We start from the raw sequence: 22,530 nt of genomic DNA, 5'->3' as shown, positions 1-22,530 counted from the left end.
TCAGAAGTTAAGAGTAGCGCATCTTATGTGCACGGTAGCTCAAAGCAGCTAAAGTGGATGGTTTTAGGCTGTTTAAGCATCTGTAAAGCAGTAAATCATTATTGATGACCGGGAACGCCTAAATGTTCCCGTAGGCTTGATATGAAAAAACAGCCTTCAGAACCAAGGCATGGTCTTGCGTGCTGACTTAATGTAGTAGGTCTTGAACTTGTCCTGCTCCTCCTCGTCCTTGACTTTTGGTTCTAACTATGATTTATCGTGATATTCCTCTAATTATTCCCATTCTGGCCGCCGGCTATGTAATGACTATTTATGTAGTGCTGATGTTGGCCGAACGCAGCGCTAAAATCACTCGATTGGGCGAGTAGTGCATTGCTGGGCAGCCGAAGTAGGCAGCAGCGCTCTCGCTTCACCCTTGAGAACTCGGAATACTCAATAATAACCCTGCCTTGAATGCTTGCGCGCAAAGGCAGGGTTATTATTTACAATTGCGGGCACTGTGATTTTCTGGGCTGCTAGTTACTGCAACACATAGCTACAGTTATCGATGTTCAATGCCAACAGTCTCTGAGGCAGGATATTATATTTAGTAGCAGCTTGTATCGCTCACAGCAAGTTTCATCTCAGGGAAAGCAGGCCCATGTTCCGAGAAAGCTATTAAAGTGCTCTCAAAAATGCTGAGTTTGAAGTTGTCGGTTATTGTGCCAAAAATCTCAATATTCCTATTTTGTAGGGCAAGAACTTACAGAAATAAAACGCGAATTTTCTGAAGTGATCAACCTGCTTTCTCAACAGAAGGAATACAGAAAATTGCACGACCATCAGCCATTTCATCAAAGGGTGCTTAAATGGCTGATTCAGGCAGATAGTCTCTGTCATTTATTCACAGGTTATCAATAAAATAATTTGCTAGGGAGAGACCCACAAGTAATTTTGAATTTCAATTTTTTTCCGATATAACTGTATGGTATAAAAGTAAGTGCCACTATTAATGACCCCCATTAAAAATCTATTAACTTTTGATTAAAAAAACTAAAAACCCGAGTATAAGTTGTCAGAAATTCTCAAGCTACACTGCCTAAATTGTTGTGTAATCCCGACGAACTCAAACAAGTTTCCTTAAATATGATGCAGAATGGTTTATCAATAGTCCGGACACTTTTTCTATGGCCCAATGGCTTATTCTCGCTTGACTTTGAGGCGAGCGTGGATAATTAAATCAATGTCACCTATACCAGTGACTTGCATTTAATTCGACTTTTTTATGATGCTTGCCCTGTAAGGCTTGTAGTATCGTTCCAAAAACTGTCCGGAGTATTGGTTTATAAGCGATAGAGAATTGCCGACTTTTAAAAGTAGAGGTTAGAGCAGAAAATCAGCGCCTGCTCGTCAGTGGCAAGTGAATTACCCGGGAATTTGGCCACAAATATGTGCTACGTTCTTTATCACAAAACCCGCCGACGAAGGCAGCGGCTGGGGACGGGAGATTGTTAAAAAAAGTGTGGAAAAACATTCGGGTAAAATAGAAGTAACATCAGTTATCGGTCAAAGGACGTGTATGGTGTTAATTCCGATCGCCGTTTAGCAGGATCGCACTAAAAATCATACCAAGGTGCGACTAAAAATGCAACTTTAGACCGATGTCAAATCTCGATTGCGGTTAGCGTACTGCGAGTGTACAATCTGAAATCTAAAATGGTATTAAGTGCCGGTTCCGCCTGCATCTATCCCCCTTGATTTGCCAATGTCAACAACAGTTTCTGATACCCAAAGATTGCTAGAACAGGCGATCGACCCCAAACCACCGGTGCTACCTCCAGACACACCCTTGAAAGTCGCAATTGCTGCCATGACTCAGGCGAGTGCCAGTTGCATTTTAATCGCGTTTGAGCAGCAATTGCTGGGAATTTTTACAGAACGCGATGTTGTGAAAATAACTGCTAGCGAAATACCGCTAGCAGGGGTGGCAATTTCTGAGGTGATGACTGAAAATCCGATCGCTATTTCCCTCGATCAAGCGGGAAATATCTTCAAGGTATTGAGCATATTGCGATCGAAAAGAATCCGACATTTACCCCTCCTAGACGAAGGTGGCAAGTTGCTAGGCGCTATCACCTGCGAAAGCATCCGTCAAATCCTCAAACCGGCCGACTTGCTGAAAATGTGGCGGGCCGAAGAAATTATGACCACACAAGTAATAGTTACCTCAAGCAGCGCCTCAGTTTTAGAAGTCGCAAAACAGATGAGAAGCCAGCGGAAAAGCTGCATAGTCATTTGCACTGACAGCGACAACAAAAATCAGAAACCTGTGGGCATAATTACAGAACGCGACATTGTTAAATTCCAAGCTTCTGGACTAGATTTCGCACGTACTCCCATCACCGCCAGGATGAGTTTTCCGCTGATACCGTTGCAGGTAAAAGCCACCTTGTGGCAGGCTCACCAGTTAATGCAGCAGCACAGCATCCGGCGCTTAGTGGTGGTGGACGAGGAAGGATATTTAGCCGGAATTGTGACTGAAATTAGCCTGCTGCAGGCTTTAGATCCGGTAGAAATGCACGCAAATGTCGAGCTTTTGCAGGAAACAGTTGCCGACAAAATTCAGGAGTTGAACAAAATGAACGAAGAATTGCAAAAAGAAGCGTTGCGGAGAACAGAAGTCGAAGAAAAATTGCGAATTTTAAATGACAATTTGGAAGAACAAATAAAACAGCGAACTTTAGAATTAATTAATGCCAACAGTCAGTTAAAAAAGGAAATACAAGACCGCACCACGGCTGAAGCTGAAGTTCGCCGCCTCAACACTGAACTCGAACAGCGAGTTCTAGACCGCACAGTTCAACTAGCAGCCAGTAACGAAGAATTGCAGCAACAAATTAGCGGTCGAAAACTCCTCGAAGAAAAATTGCACTTTTCTGAAAGGAAAGTCCGCGCCGTTTTTGAAGCAATGACCGACATAGTTCTCGTGCTAGACATTCAGCGGAACATAGAAATTTTGCCAACGAATGTGGCAGCGGTGTCTGAGCCTGATTGCGATATAGTCAGCTTGACTATAGAACATTTTCTTGACGATAACAACCCGGATGATTGGTGGGTGTTAGTTCAGCAAGTTTTAGAAACCCAACAAACTATAAATTTTGACTACAGCTTAACAGTTTGTGATCGCGAAATTTGGTTTTCTGCCTGCATTTCTCTATTCTCAAAAGATGCAGTCATTTGGGTTGCCCGCAACATCAACGCCCGCAAAATAGCCGAGTCAGCCCTCTGCCAAAAAAATGCAGAGTTATCTCATACATTAGAAGAACTGAAGCGGACTCAAAAAGAACTTATTCAATCAGAAAAAATGGCAGCCCTCGGACAGTTAATTGCCGGAGTTGCTCATGAAATCAATTCTCCTTTAGGGGCGATTCGCTCTTCTGTGCAGAACATCGCCGATTTCTGGACGGAACAGTTGCAGCAGTTGCCGATATTTTTTCAACAACTATCCCCGGAACGGCGGCAGGATTTCTTTGCTTTGCTACACAAGTCCAGCCAAGAAACAGATACATTATCTAGTAAAGAAAAACGTCAGTTAAAAAAACTTTTGCAGGGGCAATTAGAATCCGAAAAAATTGACGACGCCGCCAGTCTTGCCTGTACTTTATTAGATATCGGCATCGGTAATAATATAGAACCTTTTTTACCTTTATTGAAAGACAACCAAAGTCGAAACATTGTACAAACCGCTTACCAATTTGCTACGGTACAAAAAAGCACTAAAAATATTGCAACTGCTACAGATAGGGCAGCCAAAATCGTTTTTGCTTTAAAAAGCTACTCTCGTTACGACCAGTCGGGTTCCAAAGTAATCGCTAATATTACCGACGGTATTGATACTGTTTTAACGCTTTACCACTACCAAATCAAACACGGTGTGGAAGTAGTCAGAAACTATGGTACTAATTTGCCCTCTATGCTATGCTATCCTGATGAACTCAATCAAGTTTGGACAAATTTGGTTCACAATGCTTTACAAGCGATGGGCAACAAAGGCGTGTTAAAAATTGATGTCAAACACCAAGCGAACGCAATATCAGTCAGTATTACCGACAGTGGTCCCGGCATTCCTCCAGAGATTATGCCGAGAATTTTTGAGCCGTTTTTCACAACTAAACCTCCAGGGGAAGGCAGCGGTTTGGGATTAGATATAGTTCAAAAAATTCTGGAAAAACACCAAGGTGAAGTGCAAGTAGAAAGCGTGCCTGGCCAAACAAAATTTACTATATCCTTGCCCGTCGGAATCCCTTGATAGCAATAAAAAAAAGAGGGAAATGCCCCAAATTTTAAAATTTAATAGCAGTAAAGGTTTATGGCTAAACCAGTAATTTTGTGCGTTGACGATGAAGTTGTGGTCTTAAATAGTTTAAAAATTCAACTTAAAAAAGAATTTGGGGATGCTTACCTTTATGAAGTAGCAGAAAATGCAGAGGAAGCTCTGGAAATTATCGAGGAAATTCAAAAAGAAGATGAAAGTGATATTTTAGTCATAGTGTCTGACTGGTTAATGCCAGGGATTAAAGGAGATGATTTTTTGATTATGGTTCACCAAAAATATCCTAAAATTGTGAAAGTTATGCTGACTGGGCAAGCAGACGAAGTAGCAATAGCACGGGTGAAAGAGCAAGCAAACTTGCACCGTTGTTTGTACAAGCCATGGGAACGCAAAGAATTAGTAGAAACTATAAAATCTGGTTTGACAAAAATATGAACCATAAACCTGTGATTATTTGTGTGGATGACGAACCAATAATTCTTGAAAGTTTGAAAATTGAGTTAAAAAAAACCCTGGGGGAAGAACACTTATTAGAAACCGCTGAAGGCGGCGAAGATGCTTTAGAGTTAATCGAGGAATTACTGGCAGAGGGCTGCGAAATCGTAGCAGTGATTTCCGACTATCTGATGCCGAATATCAAAGGGGACGAATTGCTCAAGCAGATTCACATAATTTCGCCAAAAACTATCAAAATTATGTTGACGGGGCAAGCAGACCTAGAAGCAGTGGCGAATACTATTAAATATGCTAAATTGTACCGATATATATCGAAGCCTTGGCAGTCAGAAGATTTGAAGTTGACGGTAAAAGAAGCGATTAACAGCTATTTTAGGGAGAAGCAATTAGCGCAACAAAATGCTCAACTCCAAAAGCTAAATCAAGAACTGGAAACTTTAGTCGAGGAGCGGACTGCACAACTGCGATTGTCTGAGGAAAAGTTTGCTAAAGCTTTTCGTTCTTCTCCCAACCCGATTACTATTACCAGATTTAATGACGGTCGTTATTTAGAAATTAATGAGGCTTTTTGCCAGAAAATAGGTTATTCGGCGGCAGAAATTATCAATCGCACGGCGCTTGATTTGAATCTTTGGGAAAATATACAAGCCCGCGCCGAGTTGTTTAAAATGTTAGATGAAAAACAAATTATTCTCAACTACGAATTTGATTTTCGCACTAAAACAGGGGAAATCCGAACCGGGCTGCTGTCAGCAGAAATCATTGACATTCATGGCGAAACCTGCGTGATTTCTGTGATTCAAGATATTAGCGATCGCAAATTAGCCGAAGAAAAACTCCGAGCTGTAGCGGCTTCTTTAGCAGCAGCGCAAAGAATCGCCCGTGTCGGTAATTGGGAATGCGATTTATCGGCCAACACAACTACTTGGTCGGAAGAATTATCTCGGATTTTTGGGCTCGATCCAACCCAGCCTGCGCCAACACTAACTGAGTTTTCGCAATACGTGCATCCCGAGGATCGACAAAAGTGGCAAACAACGATCGACACTGCTATTGCTAGCGGGCAATCTTACAGTTTGGAATATCGAATTCTGCGCCCGGAACCGAAAATTGCTGCAGATAATTGCCCGTCACAAATAAGTGAAGCCGGCTTCATCCGCTACATTGAAGCCAGAGGAGAAGTAGTTATCAACCAACAAGGTCAAGTGACAAAACTCTTCACAACTTTGATGGACATTACCCCACGCAAGCTGGCAGAAATAGCCCTTGCAGAGAGCGAAGAAAAATACCGTCATTTAGTTGAAACTTCCCAAGATATTATCTGGTCTTGCAATGCTCAAGGACACATTACTTTTGTCAACCAAGCAGTTAAACAAATATACGGTTACGAGCCTGAAGAAATGCTCGGGTGTTCTTTTAGCGATTTCTTAGCCCCAGGAGAAATAGACTGGAAATGGGAACTTCAGCAGCGCTTGCTGACGGGAAAAACTGTGTTTCAGTACGAAAATATAGTATTAGGAAAAGACGGCAGAAAGATTGATGTAAATACCAAGGCGATCGCGCGCATGGACGCTGAAGGAAACATCATCGGCACCACAGGCACTGCTAGCGATATTACCGAACGCAAACAAGCTGAAATAGTCCTGCAAAAAGCCAAAGAAGAAGCCGACAGAGCGAACAGGGCAAAAAGCGAATTTCTCTCGAATATGAGCCACGAATTGCGAACTCCCCTCAACGCAATTCTCGGTTTTAGCCAACTGCTAGCCCGCGACCCAGACCTCGATGCCGACCAACAGCAATACTTAGGAATTATTACCCAGAGCGGGGAACATTTGCTCGTTTTGATCAACAATATTCTGCAAATGTCAAAAATTGAAGTCGGGCTGGTGACACTTAATAACAGCACCTTCGACTTGCACAAAATGCTAAAAAATACTGAAAATATGCTGAAGCTGCAAGCCGAGAAAAAAGGGTTGCAGTTAATTTTTGATTGCCCCCCAGATCTACCTCAATATATAGAAACTGACGAAAGCAAATTGCGACAAGTCTTGATCAATGTTGTAGGAAATGCTATTAAATTTACTGCGGAAGGGGGTGTTAATTTGAGACTCAAACATGAGCTTCTCAGTAACAAAAATTCCTCAGAGTTTTCGCCAAATGAAAGTTGCTGTTTGCTATTTGAAGTGGAAGACACTGGTTCAGGAATTTCTGCGGAAGAAATGGAGAATTTGTTTAAACCTTTCGCGCAAACAGAAAGCGGTAAAAAAGCTCAAGAAGGAACAGGTTTGGGCTTGCCAATCAGCAAGCAGTTCGTTAAGTTAATGGGAGGGAAGATGACGGTAACAAGCACCCTCGGTCGCGGCAGCATTTTTAGGTTTGATGTTAAAGTTTGGCTCCCTAATGCAGTGGAAATTCAGGTGGCTCAAACAGCTCGCCGAGTGGTGGGTCTGGAACCCGGACAGCCAGAATACCGGATTTTAGCTGTTGACGATCGCCTCGAAAGCCGCTTGCTGTTGGTCAGAATGCTGACATCGCTAGGCTTTGCGGTGCAGGAAGCTGAAAATGGCGTTCAAGCTGTGGAAATGTGGTCGAGTTGGGAACCTCATTTGATTTGGATGGATATGCGGATGCCGGTGATGGACGGTTACGAAGCTACTAAACAGATTAAAGCGCATTTGAAAGGTCAAGCAACGGTGATTATTGCTCTGACTGCAAGTGCTTTTGATGAGGAGAGATCGCTGATTTTGTCTGCTGGTTGCGATGATTTTGTAGCGAAGCCTTTTCGGGAGCAAGTGATTCTGGAAAAGATAGCTAAGTATCTGGGAGTCCGCTATGTTTATGATCGAGAAGCTTGGCTAAGTTCTGATGCTGCGGTGTCCGCCGAGGTTTCCACGGCAACTGAAACGGCTGATTTGGCTTTTACGCTCAATACTTCATTTTTGGAAGCTATGCCTGCTGAATGGGTTGATGAATTGTATTCTGCAGCGGATGCGGTTGATAACGAGGAGATTTTTCGGCTGTTGTCGATTCCTCCTATTAATGCGAGTTTCCGCAGCGCGATCGCCGATTTGGCGAATAACTTCCGGTGCGATCGGATTCTCGATTTGATTGACGAGTTTAGAAATTGTTGAAGGATGAAATAACAAGGGATAATAGGGGCAGGTTCCGGATTATTGATGATGTAGGTCGATCGCCTATTTGTAAACTAGCCTGCGGCCGATAGACTAATTTACTTGTAGGCCAGATCCACACCCTGGTAATCATCAGTCATTCCCCATTCTTTAAGGTCAAATCTCCAATTTTAACTAGGATAAGTTCTGTAAATATAAAAGGAGTTGATTGAGGAGAGAGTGCTATAATGATTATTTAACCAGTTTTCATAATTTCACCACTTCTTAAATTAACAAAAAATAGCGCTCGATGACCAACAATCAAATAGAAGAAAATAAAGGCAACATATTAATTGTTGACGATACTCCAGAAAATTTGCAAGTTTTATCAGCAACGCTGTCTGATCGAGGCTACAAAGTCCGCGGCGTAATTAACGGCAAAATGGCAATCAGGGCCGCGCGATCTGGTTCTCCCGATTTGATTTTGCTCGACATCAAAATGCCCGAAATGGACGGCTACGAAGTGTGCACACAGCTCAAGGAAGATCCGAAGACATCCGACATTCCCGTTATTTTTATCAGCGCTTTAGATGAAGTATGGGACAAACTAACCGCCTTTCAAGTGGGAGGGGTTGATTATGTCACAAAACCGTTTCATGTAGCAGAAGTTTTAGCGCGAATCGAACACCAACTGACTATCCAGAGACTGAAAAAACAATTGCTCGATCGCAATAAAGAACTGCAAGAAGAAATAATTGAACGCAAAAAAGCCGAAGAAGAAGCGGCCGCTGCTTCGCTAGCAAAAAGTCAATTCGTTGCCAACATGAGCCACGAATTGCGGACTCCCCTGAACGCCATCTTGGGTTTTACCCAAGTCATGAGCCGCGACTCTTTGCTCAGCCACGAAAATCTCGAAAATCTCCGAATTATTAATCGCAGCGGTCAACATTTGCTGGAACTAATTAACGATGTTTTAGACTTGTCGAAAATAGAAGCAGGGATAATTGGCTTAGATCAACGCAGCTTTGACCTCTATCAACTCCTCGACACTCTCGAAGAAATGTTTCAAATCAAAGCTGAAACAAAAAAAATGCAACTGAGATTTTCGGTCCAGGCAAATGTTCCCCAATATATAAAAACTGACGAAAAAAAGCTGCGCGTTTGCTTAATTAACCTGCTGGCAAATGCCATGAAATTCACTCACGACGGGGGCCGTATTTGGCTGCGCGTGAGCGTGGAAAGCAACCAGCCACAGCCTGCAGAATCGGAAATTCATCCTAACTCTACCTCAGTCGAGCCGTTGTTAATTTTGTTTGAAGTTGAAGATACGGGTGTTGGCATAGCAACAGCAGAAATTGATACTTTATTTGATGCTTTCGTGCAAACACAAGTCGGGAGAAAAGCTGCTGATGGTACGGGATTGGGTTTGACAATTACTAAAAAATATGTGCAGATAATGGGTGGGGATATTTGGGTGAAAAGTGTTTTAGGTGAGGGAACCAGTTTTAAATTTAATATCCGAGTATTTGCCGCTATTTCGTCTGAAATAACAATGGCGACATTGCAGCGGGTGATCGGACTAGAAGCAGATCAACCGGTTTACCGGATTTTAGCAGTTGACGACAATCAAGAAAATCGGCTGCTGCTGGTTAAAATGTTGCAACCAATTGGTTTTGAAGTCCGAGAAGCGGAAAATGGCTACCAAGCGGTTGAACTTTGGGAAACTTGGCAGCCTCATTTAATTTGGCTGGATACGCGAATGCCAGTAATGGACGGTTTTGAAGCTGTCCGAAAAATTAGAGCGAAAGAGAAACAAACTCAGTGGCGAACTATAATTATTGCTCTGACTGCTAGCACTTTTGAGGAAAAAAAAGGCGAAATTATCGCCGCAGGTTGCGACGATTTTGTGCGGAAACCTTTTCAAGAACAAATCCTTTTTGATAAGATGGCTTGCTACTTGGGAGTGCGCTATCTTTATCAAGAGTTGCCCCGACTCCCGATCGGGGCTTTACGGCGTTATTGTGTGAACGAAAAACCCGATTCATTTTTCGGAGGGCTGCTGGATCAGATGCCTCAAAGCTGGGTGAAGGAACTCTATGACGCAGCTAATGATGTTAATGAAGAGCTGGCGATTCAACTTGTCGATCGCATCTGGGAAAGTCATCCAACTTTAGCTGAGGCTTTAAAAGATTTGCTTGCCGATTACCGACTCGACAAGATAATGGATTTAACTCAATCGAGTTTAAAATAAATGGATAATAGCGAAATTAAAGTATTGGTGGTTGATGACCAACCAAGCAATCTGCGGTTCTTATCCAAACTGCTAACCTCCCAGGGGTATCAAGTTTATCGAGCTATTTGCGGTCAACTGGCGTTGAATGTTGCGCTCACCCATTGCCCAGATTTAATTTTGCTCGACATTAGAATGCCGGAAATGAACGGTTATGAAGTTTGTCGGAGACTGAAAGCGACACCAGAAACTGAACAAATTCCGGTAATTTTTTTAAGCGTATTAGATGAAATGAACGATAAGCTACAAGCTTTTCGAGTAGGAGGCGCCGATTATATTACTAAACCATTTCAAGTAGAAGAAGTTTTAGCGCGCATCGACAAGCAAGTCCGATTGCAAAAACTGCAACAGCAGTTAAAAGAACAAAATTATCAACTGCAACAGTCACAGTCGCTGCTGGCTAGCATATTAAATAGTTCCTTAGACTGTGTGGTGGCTTATTCTGCTGTCCGCAACAGTGAGGAAAATATTGTAGATTTCCAGTGGCTCTTAATCAACCCTGCCGCTGAAAAATTTTATGGTCTGCTATTACATGAGATAGTTGGCAAGAATTTGTTAGCCAAAGTTTCACAGGTTAGCAATAAAAGGTTATTTGATTTGTATGTTTCTGTAGTAGAAACAGGAGAAACTGTAGACCAAGAATTTTATTACGAACACGAGGGTGATACAATTGTTTGGCTGCACATTGTGGCGGTCAAATTAAATGATGGTCTGGCAGTAACATTTCGTAACATTACCGAGCGCAAACGAGCAGAAATTGCCCTACGAGACAGCGAAGAACGCTTCCGCGCGATATTTGAGCAAGCTGCGGTCGGCATAGCTAAAACCGCGCTTTGTGGTAAATTTATGCGGGTAAATCCCGGCTTTTGTCAAATTGTCCGTTATGGACAATCCGAATTGTTACAGCAAAATTGGGAGGCAATTACTCACCCAGATGACAGAGAAGCGGACAGAGAATACCTGCGCTCGCTGTTATCCGGGAAGATTCAAACTTTTTCTGTGGAAAAGCGTTTGCTATGCAAAGATGAGGCAGTGCGCTGGGCAAATGTTACGGTTTCGGCAATGCGCGATGTCAAGGGGACGCTGCAGTATTTGATTTGTGCGATCGAGGATATTTCCGAACGCAAGCTGGTACAAGAATTACTGCAAGAGAGTTTAGACACTCAAACCCGCTACGCTCAAGAATTAACTCGTTCTAATGCCGAACTAGAACAGTTTGCTTACGTGGCTTCTCACGATTTGCAAGCGCCTTTGAGCACGATTGCTGGCTACGCTCAACTATTAGAAAAACGCTTTCCCAACCAACTTGATGCCCAAGGGAATAAATTTATCCGCAATATTGTTCATTCTTGCGAGCGGATGCAGGCGCTGATTGATGACTTGCTGGAGTATTCGCGGGTCGGTCGCAGTCAGAAACCTTTTGAGATGATAGATTGCAATCGGGTTTTTGAGGATGCTTGTGCTAATTTGCATTTGGCCATCCGCGAGAATCAAGCTTCAGTGACTAGGGGGAATTTGCCAAGGATAAAAGGTGACTCTTTTCAACTGCTGCAACTGTTTCAAAATTTAATTGGTAACGCCATTAAGTACCGCAGCAGTGAGGCGCCGGTGGTGCAGGTGGACGCTTCGCATCAGGGGGAGAGCTGGGTGTTTTCAGTGCAGGATAATGGTATTGGGATTGCCTCACAGTACCATCCGCGAATTTTTCAGATTTTTCAGCGCTTGCACACCCAAAAACAGTATTCGGGAACTGGTATCGGTTTAGCGATTTGTCAAAGAATTGTCGATCGGCACGGTGGCAGCCTGTGGGTAGAATCAGAACCCAATCGAGGCTCGACTTTTTATTTTTCTATTCCTATACCAAAGTGAAGTCAGCAGTCCGCTTGAAGCAGTAAATCAATTTTAGATTTTAGAATTTAGATTTTAGAATTGAAGAAAGCGACCTTACTGATAAATCCGGGGGCTTGTGATGAGGATTGGGAGCTTTTTTCTCGATCCACGGATGAATCCGGGCGCTTGTCACCAAATTGCTTGATTGTCACCCGTCCTTTACTTAAGCTTTAAATAGCTTTATCTTTTCTTTACAAAAATGCTTATAAAGTGTAGCATATTCACTGATGACATCGAGGGATAAATCTATCAATATAAATCTAGTAGCTCTATCCTTATACAACTTATAAATCAGCGGTGCGCGCAAGACTTGTTAATTTTTTTCAACTGTATCCAGAGCATCTTGCTTTGGGATGCAATACTTTCCCTAGTAGTTCGCGGAGAAGGATTTGTGATGTGTTTGCAGTTGGCCGGTTCTCGGACAGACTGCCAAGTGAAACAAGCATGATTCGCAAACCTTTGCAAATGGAGAAAAACGGTAAATTACAGCAACACAATTTCAGTGTTATCAGCCAGATTTACCGGATGATGGCAAGAGATTCTTTGCAGGTAGTCAGACACGGCTCAAAGTCCCGCAACCTCACAAAAGAATTTGGTAGTGAGGCAAAGCCGTGAATTATCAAAAGAAAAAATTTACTCTTTTAATAGCAAACGATGACGAGGACACGCGCTTTTTGGTGAAGGAAGCACTGAGAGAAGTTGGATTAGCAATTACGAGCGAATTTGTGGAAAATGGAGAACAAGTGCTAGACTACTTGTACCGTCGCGGTCAATATCTTGGTATCAGCAATTGGCATCAGCCAGACTTGATACTTTTGGATCTGAATATGCCGAGGCTGGACGGGCGAGAAACACTAACTTCGATCAGATCTGACCCACATTTGCAACAAATTCCAGTTGTAATGCTCACAACTTCCCACCGCAGAGGAGATATCTTGCTCTGCTACCGCTTGGGAGCCAATTCTTTCATATCCAAACCAGTCACTTTTGAAGGCTTGCTTGAAGTAATGAAGACTTTATGTGAGTATTGGTTTGAAATCGTTTCACTCCCGCCGGATATGTAAGCATTAATGGAGCGCTAAATGCCTAGTTTGAGTGTATAGTGAATTTGAGAAGCCGAAATATTGGCCGATCGGAAGTATCGCTCTCAAAACAAAAAAGTTGCCTTCGACCCGCTCCGAACGCTATAGTTGTGTTAACACGTCACCAATGTCTGAAAATTTTGTTGGTTGAGGATGACCTCGGAGCTCCGACAATGATCGAAGACCTTCTAGGGTCATTCAGCGAGTCTCTATTTCTCCTCCAAACTGTTACGTCTCTGGAGAGAGGAGTCGGGTGTCTGGAGGTAGAAAAGTTTGACGCCGTACTATTAGATTTGTCAGTGTCAGACAGCTTGAGGGGAAGCGAGGCGATCGCAGTTTTGAAAGGGCGATGGCCCACATTGCCAATTGTGGTGCTGACAGATATCAGCGATGAAAATATTGCCCGGTCGGTATTGCGCTGGGGCGCTCAAGATTGTTTGGTAAAGGGAAGATTTCACAGAACTCTGCTGGTGCGGGCAATCCATTACGCGATCGAACGCCAGCAAATCGAAGAACAATTGCGGCAGCAGGCTCTGCGACAGCGGCTGTTGGGCAAAATGATCGAACATATTCGATCGTCAATAGATCCGGCAAGTATTCTCCAAAGTACCGTTGCAGAAGTGCGCCAATTTCTCCAAACAGACCGCGTTTTAATTTATCGCTGTCAGGATTGGGTGTCTCAATTGGACGGGGAAGAGCAAAAAGGTGCGATCGTCGCAGGTGACGGTTTGCCAGAAGGTTATATTGAAAACAAAAATATTAGTGCTGCTTTGGCGGTGTCATGCTTTATTTTAGTCGAATCCCAGTCGGTACAAGCAATAGCAGATGTCAGCAGTGCCCCCTTGGCTGGCAGTTGCAAAGAATTGTTGACAGATTGTGAAATTGCAGCAGTTATAAGCGTACCAATTTGGCAATCAGGCGACTGGGAAACGGCAAAAGAAACACCAGAAGCCACTGTTTGGGAAGTCGAGAACAATCAAGATGCAGCGGAAAATTATATCTGGCACCACGCGAGTGGAAAACCGCAGGCGCACAGTAAAAATTTGCCGGATTCGATCGCAGAAAATGGCAATAGTTTGTGGGGAATGTTGACAGCATACAATTGCTGCGGTGTGAGGGAATGGCAGCAGTGGGAAATAGATTTTTTACAGCACTTGGCAAATCAAGTGGCGATCGCGATCGAACAATCTCAACTTTACCGCAAGCTAGCAATAGCAAATCAAAAATTGCAGCAACTGGCAACTACTGACGGACTGACTGGCATTGCCAATCGTCGCCAGTTCGATCGGGTTTTGAACTTAGAGTGGCGCAGATTGGCAAGAGAGAAACTGTCGCTGTCTTTAATTATGTTGGACATCGACTTTTTTAAACTTTACAACGAGTTTTATGGCCACCTCGGCGGGGACGATTGTTTGCGCCAAGTTGCCGGGGCGATCGCTAGCGCCACCAACCGGGCTGGGGATTTGACTGCCCGCTACGGTGGCGAAGAATTTGCCCTAGTGCTGCCCAACACTAGCGCCGAAGGGGCAAACGCTGTCGCCCGGAAAATTTGCGACGGCATCGCCAGCTTGAAACTGCCCCACGCGCGATCGTCGATCGGCCCCTACGTTACCCTCAGTTGCGGCATTGCGACAGCGATTCCTTCTGCCCAGGAATCTCCCAACATCCTAATTCGCAGCGCTGACAGCGCCCTTTTTCAAGCCAAAACCGAAGGCAAAAATCGCATTTGTCACGCCAGCAGTAACTCGGAATCTTCCCCGATTTTTATGTAAAAGTTGAAGGTAATTTGTAATTTGTAATATCGTGTTTAATTTTTAATTCACAACTCCTAACTCATATTGTTGACCTTTGTATCAGAATAATTATTTTCTGAGTGCACTGCCCGTGGGATGCAATCGAGTGACATGGAGTAAGGAGAATGCTCACTTGCAGGGTATAATTCAGATATTACGATATTTGATATTACTGAGATGTTGTCGCCTTCTCAATTACTTGTTTAGGAACAGGCAATATGCCTGTTATACAAGAAAATTTACTCGATGTGTAACAGGCATATTGCCTGTTTTTGAGAAGGGTGCCCAATGTGAGATATTCCCCATTTCCGCTTCCCAATTTCAATTACTAATTGCTAATTTATTGCCCCAAATTTGAATTTGTAGTTGTTAAATTCGGTCGGACTGGAATTTCAATCAAAAACTCCGCTCCCTCTCCCGGTGTCGAAATACAGCTCAATCTGCCGCCGTGGCGATCGACGACAATCGAGTGAGAAATCGACAATCCCAAACCCGTACCCTTGCCCACAGGTTTAGTCGTGAAAAACGGGTCAAACAGCCTGGAGCGCACTGACTCCGGCATCCCCCGCCCGTTATCCGCAATAGATACCGCTACGAAGTCGGCAGCCGCCTGATAACTGCGAATAGCGATCGTGCTTGGGTGTCGATCGCACTCCTCGATCGAACGCTGCTTGTCCCGTTCTTCCAAAGCATCGATCGCATTAATTAAAATATTCATAAATACCTGATTCAACTCTCCCGGAAAACATTCAATTTGTGGCAATAGTTTGTAATCTTTAAGTATCTGAATTTCTCTATGGCTGCTGTGAGATTTTAACCGATTTTGCAAAATCATCAAAGTGCTATCAATGCCCTCATGAATGTTAACGGACTTCCCTGCGGACTCGTCCAATCGGGAAAAATTACGCAACGATTTCACAATCTCGACAATTCGCTCGGTTCCTACTTGCATTGAATTAAACAATTTCGGGAAATCCTCAGCAATATAATCCAAGTCTATTTCATCAATTTTCTCCAAGACTTGGGCTGGAGGATGAGGACAGTAATGCTGGTAAACTTTAATCAATTCCAGCAAATCTAAAGTGTAATTGCGAGCCGGATTGAGATTGCCGTGAATAAAGCTAACAGGGTTATTAATTTCGTGAGCAACACCAGCAACTAACTGACCCAAGCTCACCATTTTTTCATTTTGAACGAGCTGAGCTTGAGTCGTTCGCAGTTTGTTAATAGCGGTTTCTAACTCTAGCGCTTTTGAACGTTCTCGCACTTCCGATTCCTGCAAAGCTGACTCGGCTTGTTTGCGATCGGCAATTTCACTTTGTGCTTGCTCAAACAGCATTGATTGCTGGATCGCGATCGCCAACTGCACGCTAATTTGTTTGAGACACTCGACCTCAATTTCCTGCCAGTGGCGGCGGCCCGCGCACTCGTGAGCAATCAATAGCCCCCACAACTTCTCGCCTTGCAAAACTGGCACTACCAAATTAGCTCGCACCTGAAATTGACTTAATAAATTAATGTAGCACTCGGAAAGATCAGCTTGGTAAATATCATCGACAGCTACAGTACGACCGTGTTCGTAAGCAGAAGCATAGCTGTCTTCAAAGCAGGAATCGTCAATAGTTATCCCCTGAATAGCTAGCCAATTTTGGCCCACTGACTCGACATTTACAAAACCGCTCCAATCGGGATTAAACTGATAAATTACTGTCCGGTCTGTTTGTAAAAATTGCCGTACTTCAGCAACAGTTTTTGTCAAAATTTCTTCTAAATTGAGAGAAGAGCGAATGCGTTCCAGCATTCCTACTACCAGGCGTTCTCGCTTTAATTGCTGACGCAAGATAGCCTCGGCAAGTTTGCGAGTGCTAATATCTTCAATCACACCAATTACATAGCTAGGTTCCCCAAAGCCATCCCGCACTAAAGATACAGTCATATTAGTCCAAACAAATGAACTGTCTTTGCGAATAAAGCGTTTTTCAAGGGAATAATTAAAAATTTTCCCAGCTAACAGTCTGTCGCGCGACTCGACATCGGCTGCTACATCTTCGGGGTGAGAAATATCCCCAACATTTCGTGATTTCAGCTCCAATTCCGAGTATCCGACAATATTGCAAAACCCTTGATTTGCATTCAAAAACTGACCGTCTGGCCACACTTTAACAATGCCAATTGCCGCTTGTTCAAATACAGCGCGAAATCGCTGTTCGCTTTCTTGTAAAGCAATTTCTGCTTTTTTGCGATGGCTAATGTCCATTGCCGTGCCAAACAGCCGCACCACCTGACCCAACTCATTTTTAATAGCTTGTCCTTTACAGTTGACGTGCCTGATTTCTCCTGATGGAAAATAGATGCGGTGGTCGATATCGTAAGCTGTCCCTTCAGTCACTGCTTTTTCTACAACTTCTGCAAACCTTTCTTTGTCATCGGAATGAATTTGCTCGAAAAGTTCTTCCATTGTCGGTGGCAGATTCAATTCTCGACCGTAAACTCGAAACAGTTCCTCCGACCAAGTAATAACTCCTGCCTCCCTATCGAATTCCCAATTGCCGATGCGGGCTATTTTTTGCGCTGCTTGCAACTGTTCGGCAAGTTGTTGCAAAGATGCGATCAACTGAGTTTTTTCTGCTTCTGCTGCAACGCGGGCACTGATATCTTTGTGAGTGCCTGTTATGCGCAACGGCGCACCCCATTCGTCGTACTCGACTACCTTGCCCATCGCCAGAATCCACTGCCAATTGCCCCCTTTGTTGAGCATCCGAAATTCAAATTCATAGATATCAGTCTCACCTTCCAAATAGGAATTTAAACATTCCATTACCTTTAGTCGGTCTTCTGGATGTACCAAACTTTCCCAACCTTTGAGGTTATTTTCAATTTCGGTTTCTGCATAGCCTAGCATTGATTTCCAATAAAAATCGAAATAAGTTTCGCCAGTAGCTATATTCCAATCCCACAGCCCCAAAGAGCTGCCTGAAACTGCCAACTGCAATCGCTCTTGACTGAGTTTTAATGCCGATTCGGTGCGTTTTATTTCTGTGAGATCGGCAATAATAGCTATCATTCCTATCGGTTGCCTAGCGCTATCTTTAATGCAGTTAGCTCGCAAGAAAGTTTCTATAATAGCGCCATTTTTACTCTTAATTTCAATTTCACTTTCCCAGGAAAAACCTTTCCGCAGCACCCTAAATAACTTTCTCAAGTCTTGAGATCTGGGATACATTACTGCTGGGCCACCAGCATTATTTAGTTCCTCAACTGTATAGCCGTAGCGCTGAATAAATGCTTGATTATGATAAACGGAATAACCATCCAAATCTGCGATCGCGATCGCATCACTAGCGCTGTCTACAGCTTGAGTTACCAGGCACAGAGTCATTTCGGCTTGTTTGCGATCGGTAATATCAAAAATCGCTCTGTCGAGCCACAAAACAAACCCTTCTAGATTGTAAGTTGGCCTACCCCTTTCCGACATCCACCGCACCGCCCCGTCAGCGCGAACAATCCGGTATTCTAGATTGTACGGCTGTTTTGACTCTACTGCTGCGCTGATTTTTCGCTCGACCATTTCGTGGTCTGCCTCGTGGACAATGCTGGCAAAATTCAAGCCGGTGTTGCCAATAAAATCCCCAGCAGGATACCCACTAATGACCTCAATTTCATCACTAATAAATACCATCGTCCACTCAGCATCATACAAGCTGCGGCAGATAGCGCCTGGGATATTCTCAACAAGCGATCGAAATCTGGCTTCACTCTCCCGCAAAGCTGCCTCGGCCTGTTTTAAATCAGTAATATCCAGCACCATGCCTTCCCAAACTATATCCCCTTCCTGCCCTATTTCCGTCGGACAATTAACTCGTTCCGGCCTCGAAACCGCTTGCATCCACTTAAGTTTTCCCGACGGTACAATCGCGCGCCATTCCTGCTGCCAGGGCTGCATATTTGCCGCAGACACAGCAATAGATTCTTCAAATTTTTGACGATCATCTTGATGAATTAAATTAAAAAGTAGTTGAGGATTCTGCTGAATATTTTCTGGTTCCAATTCAAATAAATAGCGGCTGCCCGAAGAAATATAAGGAAAACTTTTTTGGCCGTCTGTTGAGAGACGAAATTGATAAATTATTCCCGGCAAGTTGGCAGCAAGTTGCCGCAGTCTAGCTTCGCTTTCTTGCTGCGCTAATTGTTTGCGCCTATCCTGAGTGATATCTCTAATTATTCCCACGAGAATTTTACTGCCATCGGTATTTTCAAAGACAGTTTTTTTAGTAGACAGAATGTGCTTTGCACCGTTGGCGTCCGTAAATATTTCCTCGCTTTCGTTTTGTTTCCCCGTCCTAAACACTTGTTGGTCAGTATGCCAAAAAATCTCAGCTTCTTGTTTTGGAAAAAAGTCATAATCCGATTTGCCCAGCAGTTCCTCGCGCTGCTTCCCAACCAGCTTGCAAAAAGCATCATTTAACAGTATCCAACGGTGCTGTTCATCCTTGACAAAAAGTGGGTCTGCAACTGCATCGATTGTATAATTCAAAAATTTTTTACTAGCTTCTAGTTCGGAAAGTGCTAAAATTTTATCGGTAATATCATTGATAGTTCCTGTCGTCCCCTGCGCCTCGCCATTCCCGCCAAAAATAAAAAATTCTTGCACTTCTACCCACCGAATTTCCCCATTTTTGGTAACATATCGACTTTGGTAACAACAGGATATTTTTTGATTGGGCATTCGACCTCTAAACGAATTTAAATATTGGTATTGATCCTCAGAATGAATGTAACTCAAACAGGACGTTCCTAAGCTTTCATCAACGGTAAATCCGGTAATTTCCGTCCAAGCCGGATTGAGAAAAGTCCAATTGCCAGCAGTATTTGTTTCAAAAATGACTTCTTTGATATTGCCAACAACCTGCTGGTATTTTTCTTGACTTTTTTGCCATTCTGCTTGCCGTTTCTGGCGGGCGATCGCGCACCTGAGCGTCCGTACCAGCAGCCGGCTGTCTACCTGTCTTTTCACCAGATAATCTTGGGCGCCGGCGGCAATTAACTCGACAGCCAGTTCTTCGTCATCGGCCGCTGTCAGAATGACGATCGGAGTATTTATACCGCAATCTTGAAGTCGGAAAAAAGTATTAAATTTTAGGCTGTCAGGAAGCGAAAGATCTAATAAAATTACATCAAAAATTTTGTCGCTTAAAATTTCTATAGCTTCCCGGAGACGAACTACATTGGTCAGATCAATTGATTGTCCTAGTTGGGGTTCAGACAGCAGCTCTTGAATAAGCTCTGCATCTTCGGCACAATCTTCTACTAAAAGAATTTTTAAACAAGCAGGCGTTAAAGTTGACTCAAAAACAGATGTCATACCCTTTTATATTTTATATTTTTGATTGGAGATTTGAAATGACTGATGACTATCGCAGTTTGGTTCTTGCGTGGAGTGGCATTTTTTTTAACTGCTATCCTTTTGCTATTTTTTAGTAATTATAAAATCTCAGCAGCCGATGCTGCTACCTAGCTCATGATTGGGGAAATTGAACCGCACGCTTGAGAGTGCGCTGTGTGCTTGCAGACCCCGCAGATTTATTTGTAGAATTGAGTTGTTCGGTGCAAGTTTTCCGCCTCGCCCCAAACCTAGTGGCCCAAAACTATCATACTCTTACCAATATTGCAACTCAACTCTGTTTTAATTTACAACCTTTGGCAGGGGAATAGCAAGAGGCAAGTCAAAAGAGCGCGGGGTAATCAAGATTTGCATTGCTGATAGCCTTTGAAACTTTAGATTTTAAATAGCCGTTTAAAGCTTGTCTAAAGTTGCATTATTTTTTATTTAAATGGTATTACTACTAAGCTACGAGAATTACCGCTGACTTACAAAATACGCTCTGACATTGTGTTCGGTTAATGACCCGCAATTAGCGCCTATTTGTATTGAGCAATGCAAGTCCTCTCTTGATTGAGGAAGCAAGACTTGTATGCCTTGCTACCAACCTAATTACCAACTTAATTACGGTTGTCTAACCAGACACAATTTAACTCAGTTGAGTCGCTCAATTTGCGAGCATCTCATATTTGTAAAAACACTTCTTCTGGCTCCTTCTTTTTTCCTTGTGACTCTTTCCTCCTGGCTCCTGGCTCCTAACTCCAATTTTGGGCCAAGCTGCAAAACTGAGATGCTCCTCTCAATTTTTCTGCGGTTTGGGCAGCACAACTGTAAACACGCTGCCTTGACCGACCTTGCTGCTAATAGCAATCTCACCGTTAAAAGGTTTTAAAAGTTCTATACAAGTATAAAGTCCTAGACCTGTTCCTGTCGGTTCGCTTTCGGTTTTTTCCTCGCCTTTAGGCGGCTTGGAGGTGTAAAAAGGGTCAAAAACTTTTGGCAAATCGTCAGATGATATGCCGCATCCCGTATCTGCAATATCCATGTATATGTTCGAGTCATCTTGCCGAGTCACGATAGTTATTTCTCTGCTTTTCTTTTCCCACATAGCATCCATTGCATTATTGATTAAATTATAAAATACTTGAGAAAGATAGGAATAAATTAATGGAATACTGACAATTTCTTCGTCATAAAAGTATTTTTTTCTAATCTTATTTTTAAAATACAGGTTGCCTTCCAATAGCTGAATTTCTCGCTGCACTAAATCGTTGATATTCACCGGGTGCAAATCTTGCTTTTGCTCGTTTCGGCTTTTCATCATCAGAGTATCCATGATCTGATTGATTTTTGTGACTGCTTGAAAAATATATTTAGTATAGTTAAACAGAGAGTCTTCTTGAATTTGTGTGGCTTTTGTTTCAATCAAATCGACGCTAGTCTGGATCACTTGCAGCGGACTTTTGAGATTGTGAACCATGCCCTGAGTCAAACGTCCGATGATGGCTGTTTTTTCCTGGTTTATTAATTGCTTGGTTTTTTGTTCAACAAGTCTTTCCAGGTTTTGGTTGAGGTGGGCAAGTTCGAGGTTTTTTTCTTCTAGTTTTTTTTGCAAGCTGCGGATTGTCAAGTGGGTTTGAATCCGGCTCAAAACTTCTTCGTGCTGGAAAGGCTTAGTAATGTAGTCAACGGCTCCTGTCTGAAAGCCTTTTACTTTATCCGGCGTATCGGAAAGGGCGCTCATAAATATGATGGGAATATCTTGCGTTGACAAGTCTGCTTTCAAACGTCGGCAAGTTTCAAAACCGTCAATTCCTGGCATCATTATATCCAAAAGAATCAAGTCTGGATGGATGTAGTCAATTTGCTCGATCGCACTTTCGCCGTCTAGAGCCACTAATACTTTAAACCCGTAATTCCTTAACAACTCGAAAAGTACGTCAAGATTTGTTTGGTTGTCATCGACAATTAGTATGATGCTTCTTTCGGAATTCTTATCGTTCATATTCAAGGGAAACATTCAAATTTTTGATTTTTGAGTTGTGGGTTGTGAGGTTAAATGGGATTCAATGAATTTTTGGCGGCTCTAGAAACCCGGTTGCTTCCTAGAGGCTTCTATTTGCAATAACCCTTTGAGGAGCCGGCTGCGAGTCCGGGTCGCCCAAGCAAATTAAGTTGTCGCTTCGCGGGAGGCCAGAACACCTAATGGAGAATGGT

At 43.2% G+C, this 22,530-nt stretch carries 12 protein-coding genes; 10 read left to right on the top strand and 2 right to left on the bottom strand.

What is annotated here, in order from left to right; translation table 11 throughout:
- Nucleotides 1–1,399: 1,399 nt before the first annotated feature.
- The 9 genes from QUA42_RS22045 (at nt 1,400) to QUA42_RS22005 (ending at nt 14,912) form a co-directional block, all read left to right on the top strand.
- On the top strand, nt 1,400–1,585 hold the full coding sequence (locus QUA42_RS22045) for a hypothetical protein (RefSeq protein WP_333140079.1): 186 nt from the start codon (nt 1,400–1,402) through the stop codon (nt 1,583–1,585).
- A 159-nt stretch (nt 1,586–1,744) separates the two neighbouring features.
- On the top strand, nt 1,745–4,288 hold the full coding sequence (locus QUA42_RS22040; protein WP_333140077.1) for a CBS domain-containing protein: 2,544 nt from the start codon (nt 1,745–1,747) through the stop codon (nt 4,286–4,288).
- Nucleotides 4,289–4,348: 60 nt separating this feature from the next.
- Complete coding sequence (locus tag QUA42_RS22035; protein ID WP_333140075.1) at nt 4,349–4,747, top strand: response regulator; 399 nt, start codon at nt 4,349–4,351, stop codon at nt 4,745–4,747.
- Nucleotides 4,744–7,899 carry a PAS domain S-box protein gene (locus QUA42_RS22030; protein ID WP_333140073.1) on the top strand — a complete coding sequence of 1,052 codons (3,156 nt, stop codon included), beginning with the start codon at nt 4,744–4,746 and terminating at the stop codon, nt 7,897–7,899. Before QUA42_RS22035 ends, QUA42_RS22030 begins: the two co-directional genes overlap by 4 nt.
- Before the next feature lie 289 nt (nt 7,900–8,188).
- Nucleotides 8,189–10,129 (top strand): response regulator, encoded by a 1,941-nt coding sequence (locus QUA42_RS22025; protein WP_333140071.1) that lies wholly within the window; start codon nt 8,189–8,191, stop codon nt 10,127–10,129.
- Entirely contained in the window at nt 10,130–12,037 is a 1,908-nt protein-coding gene (locus QUA42_RS22020; protein ID WP_333140069.1) for a PAS domain S-box protein, read from the top strand. It abuts the gene before it with no gap.
- A 465-nt stretch (nt 12,038–12,502) separates the two neighbouring features.
- Nucleotides 12,503–12,673: a hypothetical protein gene (locus QUA42_RS22015; RefSeq protein ID WP_333140067.1), complete on the top strand. Its 171-nt coding sequence runs from the start codon at nt 12,503–12,505 to the stop codon at nt 12,671–12,673.
- On the top strand, nt 12,670–13,122 hold the full coding sequence (locus QUA42_RS22010) for a response regulator (RefSeq protein ID WP_333140065.1): 453 nt from the start codon (nt 12,670–12,672) through the stop codon (nt 13,120–13,122). The genes QUA42_RS22015 and QUA42_RS22010 overlap by 4 nt, the downstream gene beginning before the upstream one ends.
- A gap of 128 nt (nt 13,123–13,250) precedes the next feature.
- Nucleotides 13,251–14,912, top strand: coding sequence for a diguanylate cyclase domain-containing protein (locus tag QUA42_RS22005; protein WP_333140063.1), 1,662 nt, complete (start codon nt 13,251–13,253; stop codon nt 14,910–14,912).
- 361 nt (nt 14,913–15,273) lie between these two features.
- Here the strand turns inward: QUA42_RS22005 and QUA42_RS22000 are convergent, their stop codons facing one another.
- Nucleotides 15,274–20,295, bottom strand: a complete 5,022-nt coding sequence (locus QUA42_RS22000) for a PAS domain S-box protein (protein ID WP_333140061.1) — start codon at nt 20,293–20,295, stop codon at nt 15,274–15,276.
- Between the two features lie 197 nt (nt 20,296–20,492).
- On the opposite strand from QUA42_RS22000, the gene QUA42_RS21995 reads away from it, so the two are divergent.
- Nucleotides 20,493–20,645 (top strand): hypothetical protein, encoded by a 153-nt coding sequence (locus QUA42_RS21995; RefSeq protein WP_333140059.1) that lies wholly within the window; start codon nt 20,493–20,495, stop codon nt 20,643–20,645.
- 467 nt (nt 20,646–21,112) lie between these two features.
- On the opposite strand, the gene QUA42_RS21990 is transcribed toward QUA42_RS21995, so the two are convergent.
- Nucleotides 21,113–22,333: a hybrid sensor histidine kinase/response regulator gene (locus QUA42_RS21990; protein WP_333140057.1), complete on the bottom strand. Its 1,221-nt coding sequence runs from the start codon at nt 22,331–22,333 to the stop codon at nt 21,113–21,115.
- Nucleotides 22,334–22,530: the final 197 nt, after the last annotated feature.

It is taken from the genome of Microcoleus sp. Pol11C2, assembly GCF_036701505.1.
GTDB lineage: Bacteria > Cyanobacteriota > Cyanobacteriia > Cyanobacteriales > Microcoleaceae > Microcoleus.
The sequence above is the reverse complement of the archived record's forward strand: the minus strand, read 5'-3'. Positions and strand labels throughout refer to the sequence as shown.

Bases quoted from the DNA above. Each gene is read 5' to 3' on its own strand.
- QUA42_RS22040 (WP_333140077.1), top strand. From the start codon at position 1,745: ATGTCAACAACAGTTTCTGATACCCAAAGATTGCTAGAACAGGCGATC.
- QUA42_RS22035 (WP_333140075.1), top strand. From the start codon at position 4,349: ATGGCTAAACCAGTAATTTTGTGCGTTGACGATGAAGTTGTGGTCTTA.
- QUA42_RS22030 (WP_333140073.1), top strand. From the start codon at position 4,744: ATGAACCATAAACCTGTGATTATTTGTGTGGATGACGAACCAATAATT.
- QUA42_RS22025 (WP_333140071.1), top strand. From the start codon at position 8,189: ATGACCAACAATCAAATAGAAGAAAATAAAGGCAACATATTAATTGTT.
- QUA42_RS22020 (WP_333140069.1), top strand. From the start codon at position 10,130: ATGGATAATAGCGAAATTAAAGTATTGGTGGTTGATGACCAACCAAGC.
- QUA42_RS22015 (WP_333140067.1), top strand. From the start codon at position 12,503: ATGATTCGCAAACCTTTGCAAATGGAGAAAAACGGTAAATTACAGCAA.
- QUA42_RS22000 (WP_333140061.1), bottom strand. From the start codon at position 20,295: ATGACATCTGTTTTTGAGTCAACTTTAACGCCTGCTTGTTTAAAAATT.
- QUA42_RS21990 (WP_333140057.1), bottom strand. From the start codon at position 22,333: ATGTTTCCCTTGAATATGAACGATAAGAATTCCGAAAGAAGCATCATA.